The sequence below is a fragment of the Streptomyces sp. NPDC030995 genome (assembly GCF_055571215.1).
Genome location: NZ_JBVIFS010000007.1, coordinates 46,233 through 59,992, shown reverse-complemented (window position 1 = coordinate 59,992; position 13,760 = coordinate 46,233). Strand labels below are relative to the sequence as shown.

11 protein-coding genes are annotated in these 13,760 nt (G+C 74.4%); 4 read left to right on the top strand and 7 right to left on the bottom strand.

Annotated features, from left to right (window positions below; translation table 11 throughout):
• Positions 1–44 precede the first annotated feature (44 nt).
• From ACZ45T_RS13855 to ACZ45T_RS13825, 7 genes are all read right to left on the bottom strand, one after another.
• The gene (locus tag ACZ45T_RS13855) at positions 45–2,300 is read right to left on the bottom strand and encodes an FAD/NAD(P)-binding protein (RefSeq protein ID WP_468440761.1); all 2,256 of its coding nucleotides are present in this window, start codon (positions 2,298–2,300) and stop codon (positions 45–47) included.
• A complete protein-coding gene (locus ACZ45T_RS13850; protein ID WP_468440759.1) occupies positions 2,297–3,421 on the bottom strand; it encodes a 2-aminoethylphosphonate aminotransferase in 1,125 nt (374 codons plus the stop codon). Before ACZ45T_RS13850 ends, ACZ45T_RS13855 begins: the two co-directional genes overlap by 4 nt.
• Positions 3,418–4,623, bottom strand: coding sequence for a phosphonopyruvate decarboxylase (gene aepY, locus ACZ45T_RS13845; RefSeq protein ID WP_468440757.1), 1,206 nt, complete (start codon positions 4,621–4,623; stop codon positions 3,418–3,420). The genes ACZ45T_RS13850 and aepY overlap by 4 nt, the downstream gene beginning before the upstream one ends.
• Entirely contained in the window at positions 4,620–6,215 is a 1,596-nt protein-coding gene (locus ACZ45T_RS13840; protein ID WP_468440755.1) for an isocitrate lyase/phosphoenolpyruvate mutase family protein, read from the bottom strand. Before ACZ45T_RS13840 ends, aepY begins: the two co-directional genes overlap by 4 nt.
• 169 nt (positions 6,216–6,384) lie before the next feature.
• The gene (locus ACZ45T_RS13835) at positions 6,385–7,053 is read right to left on the bottom strand and encodes a 4'-phosphopantetheinyl transferase family protein (protein WP_468440753.1); all 669 of its coding nucleotides are present in this window, start codon (positions 7,051–7,053) and stop codon (positions 6,385–6,387) included.
• The gene (locus tag ACZ45T_RS13830; RefSeq protein WP_468440751.1) at positions 7,050–8,654 is read right to left on the bottom strand and encodes an MFS transporter; all 1,605 of its coding nucleotides are present in this window, start codon (positions 8,652–8,654) and stop codon (positions 7,050–7,052) included. Before ACZ45T_RS13830 ends, ACZ45T_RS13835 begins: the two co-directional genes overlap by 4 nt.
• The gene (locus tag ACZ45T_RS13825) at positions 8,651–9,610 is read right to left on the bottom strand and encodes a sterol desaturase family protein (protein ID WP_468440749.1); all 960 of its coding nucleotides are present in this window, start codon (positions 9,608–9,610) and stop codon (positions 8,651–8,653) included. Before ACZ45T_RS13825 ends, ACZ45T_RS13830 begins: the two co-directional genes overlap by 4 nt.
• A 250-nt stretch (positions 9,611–9,860) precedes the next feature.
• Between ACZ45T_RS13825 and ACZ45T_RS13820 the strand changes: the two genes are divergently transcribed.
• From ACZ45T_RS13820 to ACZ45T_RS13805, 4 genes are read left to right on the top strand one after another with little or no spacing between them, the layout of a single operon-like run.
• Positions 9,861–10,664: an alpha/beta fold hydrolase gene (locus tag ACZ45T_RS13820; protein ID WP_468440747.1), complete on the top strand. Its 804-nt coding sequence runs from the start codon at positions 9,861–9,863 to the stop codon at positions 10,662–10,664.
• A gap of 13 nt (positions 10,665–10,677) precedes the next feature.
• Complete coding sequence (locus ACZ45T_RS13815; RefSeq protein WP_468440745.1) at positions 10,678–11,901, top strand: beta-ketoacyl-[acyl-carrier-protein] synthase family protein; 1,224 nt, start codon at positions 10,678–10,680, stop codon at positions 11,899–11,901.
• Positions 11,898–12,899, top strand: a complete 1,002-nt coding sequence (locus ACZ45T_RS13810) for a beta-ketoacyl synthase N-terminal-like domain-containing protein (protein ID WP_468440743.1) — start codon at positions 11,898–11,900, stop codon at positions 12,897–12,899. Before ACZ45T_RS13815 ends, ACZ45T_RS13810 begins: the two co-directional genes overlap by 4 nt.
• Before the next feature lie 9 nt (positions 12,900–12,908).
• Positions 12,909–13,730, top strand: coding sequence for an SDR family oxidoreductase (locus ACZ45T_RS13805; protein WP_468440741.1), 822 nt, complete (start codon positions 12,909–12,911; stop codon positions 13,728–13,730).
• Positions 13,731–13,760 lie beyond the last annotated feature (30 nt).

The following is a 13,760-nucleotide window of genomic DNA, read 5'->3' as shown; positions in this document are numbered from 1 at the left end:
CCGCGACGAAGGCCCGGTGCTCCCGCGCCGGGCCTTCGTTCCGGTCAGCCCCGCTCGGCCCTCGGCCAGAAGCGGTCGAGCCACACGAGCGTGTCCCGCATGACGTAGTGGTCGGCGTTCGGGCGCAGCGCCGACAGCAGGAAGGAGCGGGCGCCCTCGGAGGGCACGCCCAGGACGGTGATCCGCGGGTCCGCCGTGCCGTCCCGGCCGACGGGGTGGAACTCCGGGGTCAGGTCGAGCCCGCCCGGCTGGAAGACCTCGCCGTCCGCCGACTCGTTGCGCCACAGCCGCACCAGGCCCCGGTCCAGCAGGTTGCGGTAGAGCGGCAGGACGTCGAGCCGCGGGTCGAAGCCGTGCATCCGGGCTTCGACCAGGACGTCGACCGGACGGGACAGGCCCGTGTGCGGGCCCTCGACCACGGACTTGCCGGTGGCCCCGTCGCGCGTGACCCGGGCGTCCGGTCCGGCGCCGACGTCCAGCAGCCCGCAGTCGATCAGGGCGGCCATCTTCGCCATGATCTCGGGGGCGGCGCCGTTCGCCAGCCGGTTGTGGTGGCGCACGTAGCGCCGGAGGAAGTCCCGCTGGGACGCGGCGGTCAGTCCCGCGTGGTCCACGGCGTACGAGATGACCTGGCGCAGGTCGCGCCAGACGCCGTCCGAGGCCGCCTTGTGGGGGTTGGCGAGGTTGCCCTGCCGGGCCCAGAGCTGGTCGCGGGCCATGAAAGCGCGGACCGACTCCCGGAACTCCCCGGGCGAGCCGGCGGGCGGCACCGGGGAGACGGACCGGTGCCAGTCGAAGCGGTTGCCGTGCAGGTACGTCTCCAGGCCGGACACCGGGTCGAGGGCGTCGGTGACCTCGCCGGGCGGCACCGACCGCGCGATGCACAGGGCCACCCCGGCCTCGGCCGAAGGCCCGTACACCGTGCGGGTCCAGTGCAGCAGGACGTCGCGGACCCCCCAGGAGACGGTGGCCTGCGCCGTGGACAGAGCGGACTTGCCGCGCAGTACGGACTCCAGCACGTCGGCGATCTCGTCCACCGCCCGCTCCAGCGGTGCGAGGAGGTGGCCGGGGCCGTCGGCGGGCGCGCCCGTCACGAAGGCCAGGTAGCCCGGCAGCGCGCGCTGGGTGAGGAGCAGCGCCGCGGCGGGGCCGAAGAGGGTTACGTAGTGCAGGTGGGCCATCTCCAGGACGACCAGCGGCAGGAGGTCCCGCTCGAAGTCGAGCTGCGGCCGGCCGGAGCCGCCGGCGGCCGGGGGCCGGCCGACGTGGGCCCGCAGCTGGTCGACCGCCCCGGGCGTCAGGAAGGTGCCGGGGTGGTCGCCGGAACCGTCGCTGGGCTTGTGGTTGTCGGGCCGGGCGAAGGTGAACAGGCCGGAGCCGCTGAAGGCGACGATGGCCGCCGGCTCCCGGCCGCTCGGCCGGTAGACCAGGCCGGCGCCGCCCTCGTGGGACTTGTGAGACTCGTGGGTCTTGTGGGTCTTGTGGGTCTCGTGGGTCTCGTGGGTCTCGTGGGTCTCGTGGAAGGTACCGCCGCGCCCCTCGGTCAGGTACAGGATCGTGTCGATGGCGGTGAGCCCCATGCCCGCGCAGCCGACGACCGCGTCCGGTCCGCAGCCGCGGGCGTCGAGCCGCTCCTCCAGCGGGTACGGGTGCGGTACGTGGCGGGTCGCGCCGCCCGCGGCGGAGCGCTGCGGGGCGTGGTACGAGTGGCCCGTGAGCAGGAGCACCTCGTCCGCGGTGCGGCGCTCGCCGTCGGCGGTGACGACCTCCAGCCGGTGGTCCGGGGCGGGGGCGAGGTCGACGACCTCCGCGTGGTGCAGGTGGAGTTCGGCGCCCGGATGGCGGCGCAGGTCCGCGGCGAAGGCCTGGAACATGTCGCGCAGGGCCAGCCCGTGCACGTAGCGCTTGGGCCAGTCCTCCGGGCCCAGGTCCAGGTCCGGGTCGCCGGTCTCCTCGTAGCGGCGCCGGCACCACTCGTGCAGGGTGGGCCGCTCGGCCGGCGGGCGCAGCGGGCCGGCGCCGGTCACCGTCTCGTCGGCGGCGAAGCCGACCTGGGCGCCGATGCGGTTGAGGTAGCTCGTACGCGCCTGGTCGGGGCTGTGCGCCCGGCCGGCGCCGAACATGCCGGTGCGCTCGTAGAGGTGGACCTCCAGGCGGCGCCCCTGCCCGAGCCGGTCGATGGTCGCCGAGAGCCTCTCCAGGGCGTACGTGGCCCGGGGCCCGCCCCCCACCACGGCGAGGCGGTAGGGCTCGGCCGTCGCCGCGGGTCGGCCGGACGCGTCGGCTCGGGGGGTGGTCACGGGCACCTCATTCGGTCCGGCAGGGTGCGGGCGAGCGTGTCGAGGAAGCGGTCGACGTCCTGCTCCGTCATCCGGCCCATGGTCGAGAGCCGGAAGTAGTCCGCCGCCAGCTGTTCCTGGGCGCTGTAGATGACGAACCCCTCCGCCCGCAGGCCGCGGTGCAGTTCGGGGTAGCCGGTGCCGGCCGGGAGGCGGACGGCCGTCAGTGAGGCGGCCCGCTGCCCGGGCGGGAGCAGGATCTCCAGGCCGAGCGCCTCCAGGCCGTCGCGCAGCCGCCGTGCCAGGGCCGAGTAGCGTGCGTGGCGGGCTTCCCGGCCTTCGGCCAGGGCCAGGTCGAGGGCCGCGTCGAAGGCGTAGAAGGCCGGGATGCCGGGGGTGAACGCCGGGGCCTGGGCCTTCTCCTGGGCCGTGTGGTGGCGGTGCAGGTCGAGGTAGTAGCTGCGGCGCGGGGCGCCGGCCAGCCCTTCGAAGGCGGCCTTGGCGGCGCTGACGAAGCCGAGGCCGGGGGCTCCCTCCAGGCACTTGTTGGCCGAGCCCGCCAGCCAGTCGATGCCGTCCTCGGCGAGCCCGATCGGTTCCGCGCCGACGCTGCTGACCGCGTCCACGATGACCTCGCGGCCGTGCGCGTGCGCGATCCGGGTCACCGCCGCCACGTCGTTGAGCATGCCGCTGCTGGTCTCGTGGTGGACCACTCCGACATGGGTGAGGCCGGGGTCGGCGGCCAGGGCCCGGTCCACGGCGGCGAGGTCCACCGGCGTGGCCCAGCCCAGTTCGAGCCGGTGGGCGCGGATGCCGTGGGCGTCCGCGATGTGCCACAGCCGCTCCCCGTAGTGCCCGTTGTCGATGACGAGCAGGGCGCCGTCCCGGGGGACGGCCGAGCTGACGGCCGCCTCGACGGCGGCGGTGCCGGAGCCGGTGAGGACGACGGAGGTGTGCCGTTCGTCGCCTCCGCACACGAGGGTGGTCTTGTGCCGTACGCGGGTGAGCAGGCCGGAGAACTCCGGCTCGCGGTGGCACATGTCGGGCCCGGAGAGCGCCGCGCGCACCCGGTCGTCGGTGATGACGGGGCCGGGGTTCATGAGGACGAGCCGCTCCGGGCGGGCGGGCGGGCTGGCGTTCATCGGGCGATCGCTTCCTTGAATCGGGCCGCCGAGGCGGGCGGGGCCAGGGCCGGACGGCCGAGGTCCGGGTCCGAGCCCGGGGCGATGCGTACGCGGATCAGCTGGGCTCCCCCGTCCTGCTGGGAACGCGCCACCGCGGCGCGCAGGGCGTCCGCGTCGGCGACGTCGTGGGTGGCCCGGTAGCCGCAGGCCGCGGCGATGCCCGCGAAGTCCACGCCGGCGGAGGCGGTGGGCTGGCCGCCGGTGGACTCGTAGGACTCGTTGTCCAGCAGGACGTGGCACAGGTCCGTGTCCTGCTGTCGGCCGATGGCCGCCATCGCCTCCAGCCGCATGAGCGCGGCGCCGTCGCCGTCGAGGACGGCGACCCGGCGGCCCCCGGCGTGCATGGCCACGCCGAGGGCCACGCTGGAGGCGCAGCCCATGGAGCCGACGACGTACAGGTTCTCCGGGCGGTCCCGGTCCCGTTCCAGTTCCCGCGCGGTCTTGCCGGTGGTGGCGACGAGCAGGGTGCGCGGGTCCATGGCGCCGACGATGTGGCCGATCGCCTCGGCCCGCTTCATCAGCCGCGGGGCGGCCGGGTCGGCGGCCCCGTCGGCGGCCCCGTCGGCGGCCTCCTCGGCGGCCCGGTCGGGCGTCCCGTACGGGGCGATGGCGCCCTTGGGGACGATGAAGGCGAACGGCAGCCCGGTGGCGGCCATGTGCGCGGCCGCCGCGTCGAGCCGCTGCGCGAGCAGGGCGGGCTCGTCCGGGAGCACCTCGTTGCGGACGCCCATGGCGGTCAGCATGTGGGGGGTGATCCGGCCCATCAGCTCGTGCTGCGGCTCGTCGGCGTGGCCGGGGCGGCCGCGCCAGGTGACGAACAGCAGGACGGGCAGGCGCAGGGTGTGGCAGAGGGAGGTCAGCGGATTGACGGCGTTGCCCAGCCCGGAGTTCTGCAGGATGACCACGGGTCGGCGGCCCGCCAGGTGGGCGCCGGCGGCCAGGGCGACGGCCTCTCCCTCGTTGGCCGCGATGACGTAGTCGTGCGGGTGTTCGGCCTCCAGGCAGGAGATGACCGGGCCGAGGAAGGAGCAGGGCACGCCGGTGAACGGCCCGAACCCGCGCGCCCGGAGCAGCTCCACCAGGGTGCGTGCCTCGAGAACTCCCGTACCGCTCCCGGCGGTCAGCGCGCTCCCCTCGCTCCCCGCGCTCCCCGCGCTCACTGGCCGCCCTCGCGGGTGGCGAGCAGCTCGGTGGCGCGGCCGATGTCCTCGGCAGTCCGAAGCTCCAGCCAGCCGGATCCGATCTCGACCGCGTGGACCCGGTGCCCGGCGGCGAGCAGGTCGGTGAGCAGGTCGGCCAGGGTCGCCTCGGCGTCGTTGCCGCGGCGCTTCTCGGCGACCTCGCGCAGCGCGGTGAAGCCCACGGCGGAGAAGGCCGCGGCGCCGGCGAACTCGCCGTCCGCCTCGGCTCCGGCAGCGGCGAGGACCTCGCTGCCCGAGGCTCCGCCGATCCGGCGGCCGCCGCGGGCGACGGAGTCGAGGACCAGCGGCAGGGCGTCGGCACGGCGCTCGGCGCCGGGCCCGGCGGACACGTCGACGAGGACGGCGATGTCGCTGCCCGCGGCCGCGAGCCGGCGCAGCGGCTCGCCCTCGACGAAGGCGTCGCCGGAGAGCAGCACGGTGCGGCTCAAGTAGGCGTCGTCCAGCGCGAGCACGGCTCCGGCGGCGTCCGCCTGCGCGGGCAGGAGCGTCACGTCCTGCGGGGCCCGCGTCCGGTCGTCGCGCACGGCGACCGACACGGCTTCGATGTCCGCGCGGCGCAGCGCGGCGCTCTGCTCCTCCAGCAGGTCCGCGCCGGGCGCGGTGGGCAGGCCGGGGACGACGGCCGCGCGGGCCCGGCTCGCGTACGGGGTGACGTACTCGGCCTCGTGCTGCTTCTGGAGGGGCATGCCCTGGAGGTCGAAGACGGTGGCCAGGGGGGCGATCCGGTCCTCGATGCCCGTCGTGCGGTCGTCGCGCAGGATTGACGCGAAGGTATCGGTGACGGCGGCGATGCCCGCGCGCAGGCCGTGGTTGGCGTAGATCACCATCTTGGCGCCGGCCTCGGCCAGTTCGGTGGCCGTGATGGTGTGGTAGGTGGTGGGGACCACGACGACGGGCGTCGGCAGGGTCCAGCGCTCCAGGAAGCGCAGCACCGGCTCCGGGGAGCTGCCCTTGGCGTGGATCAGCACGGCGTCCGCGCCGGCCGCCGCGTAGGCCTCGCCGCGGCGCAGCGCCTCGTCCATGCCCCAGCCCGCGATGAGGGCTTCGATCCGGGCGATGACCATGAGGTCGGGGGTGGTCTGGGCGGCCTTGGCGGCGCGCAGCTTTCCGCAGAACTCGGCGATCGGGGCCAGTTCCTGGCGGCCCGGGATGAAGCTGTTGACCTTCGGGAAGCGCTTGTCCTCGATGGAGACGCCGGCGATGCCGGCTGCCTCGTACCGGCGGATCATGTTCATGACGTTGTGGGCGTTGCCGTAGCCGGCGTCGCAGTCGGCCACGACGGGGACGCCGACCGCGGCCGCCAACGAGGAGGCGGTGGCGAGCAGTTCGCTCATCGTCAGGATGTCGGTGTCGGGCACGCCCTGGGAGGCCGAGACCTCCAGGCCGCTGGACCAGACGCCGTCGAAGCCGGCGCGCTCGGCGAGACGGGCACCGAGCGGGTTGTGCGCGCCGATGATGCGTACGGTGCCCGGGCGGGCGAACAGGTCCCGGAGCTGCCGGGCTCCGGACGTCCTGTGGTCCCCGCGTACCTCTGTCGTCCCAGTAGTCATGCCGATTCTCCTGTTGTCCGCATTCGTGCGTGAGGGGCGCAGCATCGTGGGGGGCGGCCCACATCATGCAATTGCCGGAAATTCAAAGGGCCATAGGCGAAAAGGGTGGCGGCCGTTCGCGCGGTCGCGGCCGTTTATCCGGTGCGCGCGTCCATACGGTGGCCGGCGTTCATGCGGTGGCGGCCGTGACCACGAGGCCGTCGGCCACCAGCCAGCGGCCGGTGAAATGCCGTACGGTACGGCCGCCCGCCACCGGGCCGGCGACCAGCAGGCGGGCATGGAACTCTCCCGCGGTGGCGGCCGGGCCCGGATCCGGGTGGAAGCGGAGTTCGGCCTGCGTGAAGTCGAGCCAGCGCCCGGTGAGCGGGAACCACGCCTTGTAGACCGACTCCTTGGCGCTGAACAGGACCTTGTCCCAGTGCAGCCCCGGCCGGGCCCGGGCCAGTGCCCGCAGCCGGCCGCGCTCGTGCGGGAGCGCCACCGCCTCCAGGACGCCCGCGGGCAGCGGGACGTGCGGTTCGGCGTCGATGCCGAGTCCCGCCAGCTCCGTGGACCGGACGGCGGCCGCCGCCCGGTAGCCCTCGCAGTGCGTGATCGCGCCGACCACTCCCGCGGGCCACAGGGGTTCTCCCGAGCCGCCCACGGGCAGCGGCCCGGCGGGCACGCCGAGGCGGTCCAGCGCGCGGCGCGCGCAGTGCCGTCCGGTGGCGAAGGCCCGCCTGCGCCGCTCGGAGGCCCCCGCCACCGCTGCCAGTTCCTCCGGGTAGAGGGGGGAGGCGGGTACGTCCGCGTACGCCTCCGAACTGGCCACGCCGGCGGGCAGGATCCGCTCGATCACGAACCGTGCCCTCCGCCCGCCCGGCCGCGTCCCGCGAAGAGACCGGCGACCGCGCCCAGGGCCGCCACCGCCGCGGTGACCAGCAGGGCGTACTGCATGCCCTCCAGGAACACCGACTGGCCGAGCGCAGCCAGGGCGTCCTGCGCCGCGGCCCCCGACCCCGGTCCCGGCAGCGGCCCCGGCTCCGGGGTGAGGCCGACGGCCACCCTGCGGGCCGCCTCGTCCAGGGCGCCGGGCGCGAGCTCGATGCCCTCCGCGGCGAGGCGCGTGGGCAGGGCGGAAGCGGTGTGGGCGGCGACGACGGCGCCCACGGTGGCCGTGCCCAGGCTGCCGCCCACCTGCATGGCCGTCTGCTGCATGCCTCCGGCCACGCCGGACAGCTCCACCGGTGCGCTGCTGATGACGAGTTTGGTGGCGCCGACCATCACCGGGCTGAAGCCGAGCCCGAGGAGGAAGAAGCACAGGGTCGTCTGCAGCGTCCCGGACTGCGCGTCGAGCCGGGACAGGGCGCACATGGCCGCGGCGGTCACGAGCAGCCCGACGACCACCGGCGCCCGGGGCCCGGACCGGCTGATCCACATGGCCGCGGGCGGTGCGCCCACGATCATCAGCAGGGTCAGGCCCAGGACGCGGACGCCCGACTCGGCCGGGGTCAGCGCGAGCACGTTCTGCAAGTAGAAGATCAGGACGAAGGGGGCGCCGAACATCACGAAGGCCATGGCGAGCATGGTCAGGACGCCGACGGTGAACCGCCGCGACCGGAAGATCCGCGGCGGCACCAGGGGATCTCCGGCGCGCCGCTCCCACCAGGTGAAGAAGGCGCCCAGCAGCAGCGCCGCGGTCAGCAGCCCCAGGGTGCGGGCATCGGGGCGGCCCTGGTCGGCGATCGTGGCCAGGCCGCCGGTGAACAGGCACAGCGCCCCGCCCAGGGCGGCCATGCCGAGCAGGTCCAGCCGGCCGGGCCGGGCCCCGCCCCGTACGTCGCGCAGGACGACGACGCCCAGCACCAGGGCCAGCGCGCCCAGCGGCACGTTGAGGAAGAACACCCAGCTCCAGTCGGCGTGTTCGACCAGCAGGCCGCCCACGACGGGTCCGGCCGCGGTGGACGCCGCGATGACCGCGCTGCGCACGGCGATCGGCATGTTGAGCCGGTCGGCCGGGAAGGCGCTGCGCAGCAGTCCGAGGGTGGCCGGCTGCATCAGCGCGCCGAACACCCCCTGGAGGACGCGCAGGCCGATGACCCAGCCCAGGCTGCCGGCCGCGCCGATGGCCACCGAGGTGGCCGTGAAGCCGGCGGCGCCGATGAGGAAGACGGTGCGGTGGCCGTAGCGGTCCCCGAGTTTGCCGGCGGCGATCAGCAGGGCGGCGACCGCCAGCAGGTAGCCGTTCGTCACCCACTGGATGCCGGTCAGGCTCGCTCCGAGGTCGGCCTGCATCGCCGGCTGGGCCACGGTGACGATGGTCCCGTCCAGCGAGACCATCATGGCCCCGACCGACAGGGTCACCAGGGTCAGCCAGGGGTGCCCCCGTACGCCGCGTCGCGGCGCGGAGGGCAGGTCCTGCCCCTCCGCGGCCGCGGTGTGTCCGGTCGCCTTGCTCATGTGAGGAGCTCACCCGGCTGTCCCGCGGCCGCCAGGCCGGACGGCTGACCGGACGGCTGACCGGTCGTGCGGCCGGAGGGCCCGCCGGCGTCGGCGCGGTCCTCGGCGGGCTTCCAGCCGGGCGGGCCGAAGACGTAGCCGAGCTTGTGGCGCAGCGTGCGTGCCCGGCGTACGTCGCGGAACATGTTGGCGAACTCGTGCACCTGGATCTTCCAGATGGAGAAGGTCTCCAGCTGCTTGGTCAGGCCGTACGTGGGGCGCTGCACCTCGGGCTGGAAGGTGCCGAAGACGCGGTCCCAGAGGATGAGGATGCTGCCGAAGTTCTTGTCCAGGTACTCCGGGTCGTTGCCGTGGTGGACGCGGTGGTGCGAGGGCGTCACGAAGACGTACTCGATGGGGCGCGGCAGCTTGCCGATCTTCTCGGTGTGCGCGAACAGCCCGTACACCAGGTGGACCGAGTGCATGGTGAAGACGAGTGCGGGGTGCACGCCCAGGAGCGGCAGCGGCAGCCAGATCATCTTCTCGAACCACTGGGCCCACTTGCGGCGCAGGGCGGTCGAGAGGTTGAAGAACTGGCTGGAGTGGTGGACCTGGTGGCCGGCCCAGATGAGCCGGATGCCGTGCGCGGCGCGGTGGTACCAGTAGAGGAGGAACTCCACCGCGAAGAAGAGCAGGACCCAGGTGGTCCACGAGGTCGAGGACAGGTGCCAGGGCGCGACGTACTCGTAGACGAGCAGGTAGAGCGCCAGGGCCACGGTCCGCAGCAAGGTGGAGGAGGCCAGCGCGCCGAAGCCCGTGAGGATGCTCGCCCGGTGGTCGCGAAGGTCGTAGCCGGGCCGCTCGTCGTGGTCGTCACCGAACTTGATCGCCAGCATCTCGATCGCGATCAGCAGCGCCATGGCGGGCAGGGCGTAGACGGCGGGATCATGCAGCCGGTCTATGACCTTGTCGAGCATCGGACTCTCCTTGATTCGGCTTCCGCACGAGCCTAAACGGCCCGCCTAAAAGGCCTCCTAAAGCCCGCCTTAACTTCCGCCTGCACCTCAATAACGGCCCGTTTTACAGCAGTTGTTTAGTGTCGTTTTAGCGCCCCCTGGTTACGCTCGCCGTCCGCGTCGACCGAAACTCGCAATTCCCGGTCGTCGCCACTCTTTAATCAACTGGCGCCATTCGACTGGCGGCAATGGACCGGGGGACGGGGTGCGGATGAGCGGGAGTCGCGTCGCGGTCCGCCTGGACCGGCCCGCACGGAGCGCCGACCCGCTGCGCGTGCTCGCGCTGCACGGACTGGCCGCGAGCGGGACCACCTGGCGGGCCTTCGGCGAACTGGTCGCGCCCCACGCCGAGTTGTGGACCGCCGAACTGCCCTGGGGCACGGCCGGCACGTCCGCGTGGAGCCATCACGGTGACCCCGCCGAGTGGATCGGCACCGCGATGGACGAGGTCCCGGGCGGAGCCGATGTCGTCATCGCGCACTCCTTCTCCGCGATCCTCGCCGTCGAGCACCTCGCCGGCGCCCCGCGGGCCGGGCGGCCGCGCGCCCTGGTCCTCGTCTCGCCGTTCCACCGCAGGGACCCGGCCGACTTCCACTGGGACACCGCCGGCCACTACCTGGGCATCTTCCAGGAGGTGTTCGAGGAGGCGCTGCGGATCAACCCGGTGCGCGAACTGTCCCCCGAGACCCGCCGGGACATGGCCGTCCTCGTGCGCGACCGCGTCGGTCCGTACGGCTGGCTGCGGTTCTGGGAGAGCTACCTGCGCAGCCCCTTCGTCGACACGCGCGGCCTCGACCTGCCCGTGCTGGTCGTGGCGGGCGAGAACGACCGCTTCGCCGACCCCCGGGACGCCGCGCTGCTGGCGGCCGCCCTGCCGCAGGGACGACTGGAACTGCTGCCGGGCTGCGGGCACTTCCCGATGACCGAGCAGCCCCGGCGGTTCGCGGACACGGTCCACCGGCTGCTCGACGACTGCCGCGCGGAGCCGTCCGCGGCTCCGAAGAAAGCGAGTTGACCCCTTGGACCCCTTGGACCCCCTGAGCCATGCCGGCGTTCCCGACGTCCATGTGACCGGAATCGGCGCGGTCAGCTGCCTCGGCGGCACCGCGGAAGAGTTCTGGGCCGGGCTGAAGGCCGCCGCCGGACACCGCCCCACCGCCGTACCCGGCCTCACCGAGCGCGTCCCGGACGTACTCGCCTACCAGGTGCCCGAAGAGGCCTGCCCGGCGACCGGCACGCCCGGAGCGCTGGGCCGGGCCGCGCGGTTCGCGCTCGGCGCCGCCCGCGAGGCGGTGGCGGACGCGGGCCTGCTGCCGCGCGAGCTCGCCGGGGCGGCCGTGGTGATCGGCACGGCCATCGGCGAGAGCGGCGGGCGCGAGGGCCTGGGCGAGGGCACGTACGAGGGCGAGGGCACGGGTGGGGACCGGTCGCCGTCCGGCGCCTGGGAGCCGATGTTCTCCGTCGCCGCCACGGTGGGCGGCGAACTCGGCGCGTTCGGCACGAACATCAGCGTGAGCAACGCCTGCGCCGCGAGCGGCTACGCCCTGTCGATCGCCGTGGACATGATCCGCCGCGGCGAGGCGGACACCGTGCTGGTGGGAGGCGCCGAAGGCATCGCCTGGGTCCCCCTGGCCGGCTTCAGCCGGCTCGGCACGGCCGACCCCGAGACCTGCCGGCCCTTCGACGCCGAGCGCAGCGGAACCGTCTTCGGCGAAGGGGCCGCCGTGCTGGTCCTGCAGTCCGCGCGGGCCGCGGCCGGCCGCCCGGCGTACGGCAGGGTGCTGGGCACGGCGTGGAGCTGCGACGCCCACCACCCCACCGCGCCGGATCCGGGCGGTGAACAGCCCGTACGCGTGGCCCGCGCGGCCATGGACGAGGCGGTACGGGGACCCGCCGACATCGGCTGCGTCATCCCGCACGGCACCGGCACCCAGCAGAACGACGCCATCGAGTACCAGGTCCTCCAGGAGGTGCTCGGCGGCCATGCCCACGGCACCCCGCTGTTCAGCCTGAAGGCCTTCATCGGGCACACCGCCGGCGCCGCCGCGGCGTTCGCCGCCGTGTCCGCGGCGCTGATGGTCCGGCACGGCGAGATCCCGCCGAACATCCCCCTGGAGCGCCCGGATCCCGCGTGCCCGGTCTGGCTGCCGCAGGGCGGGCCGACCGCGCTCACGCAGCCGAACGTGCTGGTCAACGCGTATGCCTTCGGCGGAAGCAACTTCACGATGGTGTTCGGGGGTGAGACGCGGTGACGCCACGACCCGAGGCCGTCGTGGCCGAGTCCGTCGTGCCCGAGGCCCTCGTGGCCGAGTCCGTCGTCCACGGTACGGCGCTGGTCGTCCCGCCGGACGGGACCGACCCGGGCGGGGCCTGGTTCGACCACCGCGCGCGGCTGGGCCGCGGCCACAAGTACCTGCCGCCCGCCTGCCAGTACCTGCTCGCGGCCGGCCGGGCCGCCCTCGCCGCATCCGGTCAGGAGGTGGAGCGGCACGCCCCGGAGCTCCGCGGCGCCCTGGTGGGAACCAACAGCGCCGTGGCGGCCCTGCACGCCGGCATCCTGGACACCGTCCGCCGTGAGGGGGCCGACGCCCTGAGCCCGATGAGCGTGCCGTACTTCTCGGTCAACCTCGTCGCCGCCCGCCTGTCGACCGAGCACGTGCTCAAGGGCTTCAACCTGACGGTGACCTCACCGCGGGTGGCCGGCGTCGAGGCCCTGCACCTGGCCGCCCGCGAACTCGCCGCGGGCCGCGCCTCCGTGGTGCTGGCCGGCGCCGCCGAGGCACCCGACCCCCGGCCCGGCGACGCCGAGCCCGAGGCGGGCGCCGCGCTGCTCGTCCTGCGCCCGGGTGGCGGGCCCGTACCGGCCGGCGGCGCGGTGCTGCGGACCGTACTGCGCTTCCTCCCGCCGCCGGCGCTGGCCGCCGCGGAGGGCCGCGCCCTGGCGCAGGAGTCCGTACGGGAAGCGCTGGATGCCCTCTGCGCGAGCGGCCCCGCCCCGTACGAGGTCGAGCTCCTGGCCGATCCCTCGCCCGTCGGCGACACGGTGGCCCGCGTACTGCGCGCCTGGTGCGCCGACCGCGCGCCGGTGACGACGGAGCGGTCCGGGGCCCGGGCGGGGGCGCTGGCCCCGGTGGTCCGGCTGGCCGGCCGCCCCCTGCCGGCGGGCGGCGGCGCGCGCCTGGTCGTCGTCGCCTCCCGCGCGGGCAACGTGGCGCTCGCTTCGACACACACCCCCGAACTCACCAACTGAGAGGTTCACATGCTGACTTCCGTCAAGGGCTCGTGGTGCCTGATCCTCGGCGCCTCCAGCGGCATGGGCCGGGCCACCGCCCTGGCCATGGCCAAGGAGGGCGCGAACGTCTTCGGCGTCCACTTCGGCACGGCGGCCCAGCAGGAGGAAGTCGACGAGCTGGTGGAGGAACTGCGCGCCACGGGTGTGCAGGTCTCCTTCCACAACTGCAACGCCGCCAGCAAGCAGACCCGCGCCGAGCTGGTGCCGCTCCTCGCCGAGCTGACCGGGCCCGCCGGCGTACGGGTGCTGCTGCACTCCCTCGCGTTCGGGAGCCTGCTGCCCTTCCTCCCGCAGGGCGGTCAGGACGGCCAGGACGGCCGGGACGGCACGGAGGACGTCATCACCCCGCGGCAGATGGACATGACCGTCGACGTCATGGGCCACAGCCTCGTCTACTGGGTGCGGGACCTGTACGTGGCCGGGCTGCTGCCGCGCGGCGCCAAGGTGTTCGCGCTCACCAGCCGCGGCGACGGCCGCGTGATGCCGAGCTACGGCGCGGTGTCGGCCGCGAAGTCCGCCCTGGCCTCCCACGTACGCCAGCTGGCCGTCGAACTGGCTCCCTCCGGGGTCTCGGTGAACGCCCTGCGCGCCGGCCTGACCCTCACCCCGGCGCTGCTGCGCATCCCCGGCAGCGACCAACTGGCCGAGCACGCCTCGCGGTCCAACCCGCACGGCCGCCTCACCGTCCCCGAGGACGTCGCCGAGGCCGTCGTCATGCTCTCGGCCACCGACTCCTCGTGGATGACCGGCAACGTCATCGACGTCGACGGCGGCGAAGGCCTCGTCTGATCCCCGCACCGCACCCACCCGAACCCCAAG

Bases quoted from the DNA above. Each gene is read 5' to 3' on its own strand.
- ACZ45T_RS13825 (WP_468440749.1), bottom strand. From the start codon at position 9,610: ATGCTCGACAAGGTCATAGACCGGCTGCATGATCCCGCCGTCTACGCC.
- ACZ45T_RS13805 (WP_468440741.1), top strand. From the start codon at position 12,909: ATGCTGACTTCCGTCAAGGGCTCGTGGTGCCTGATCCTCGGCGCCTCC.
- ACZ45T_RS13820 (WP_468440747.1), top strand. From the start codon at position 9,861: ATGAGCGGGAGTCGCGTCGCGGTCCGCCTGGACCGGCCCGCACGGAGC.
- ACZ45T_RS13850 (WP_468440759.1), bottom strand. From the start codon at position 3,421: ATGAACGCCAGCCCGCCCGCCCGCCCGGAGCGGCTCGTCCTCATGAAC.
- ACZ45T_RS13830 (WP_468440751.1), bottom strand. From the start codon at position 8,654: ATGAGCAAGGCGACCGGACACACCGCGGCCGCGGAGGGGCAGGACCTG.
- ACZ45T_RS13840 (WP_468440755.1), bottom strand. From the start codon at position 6,215: ATGACTACTGGGACGACAGAGGTACGCGGGGACCACAGGACGTCCGGA.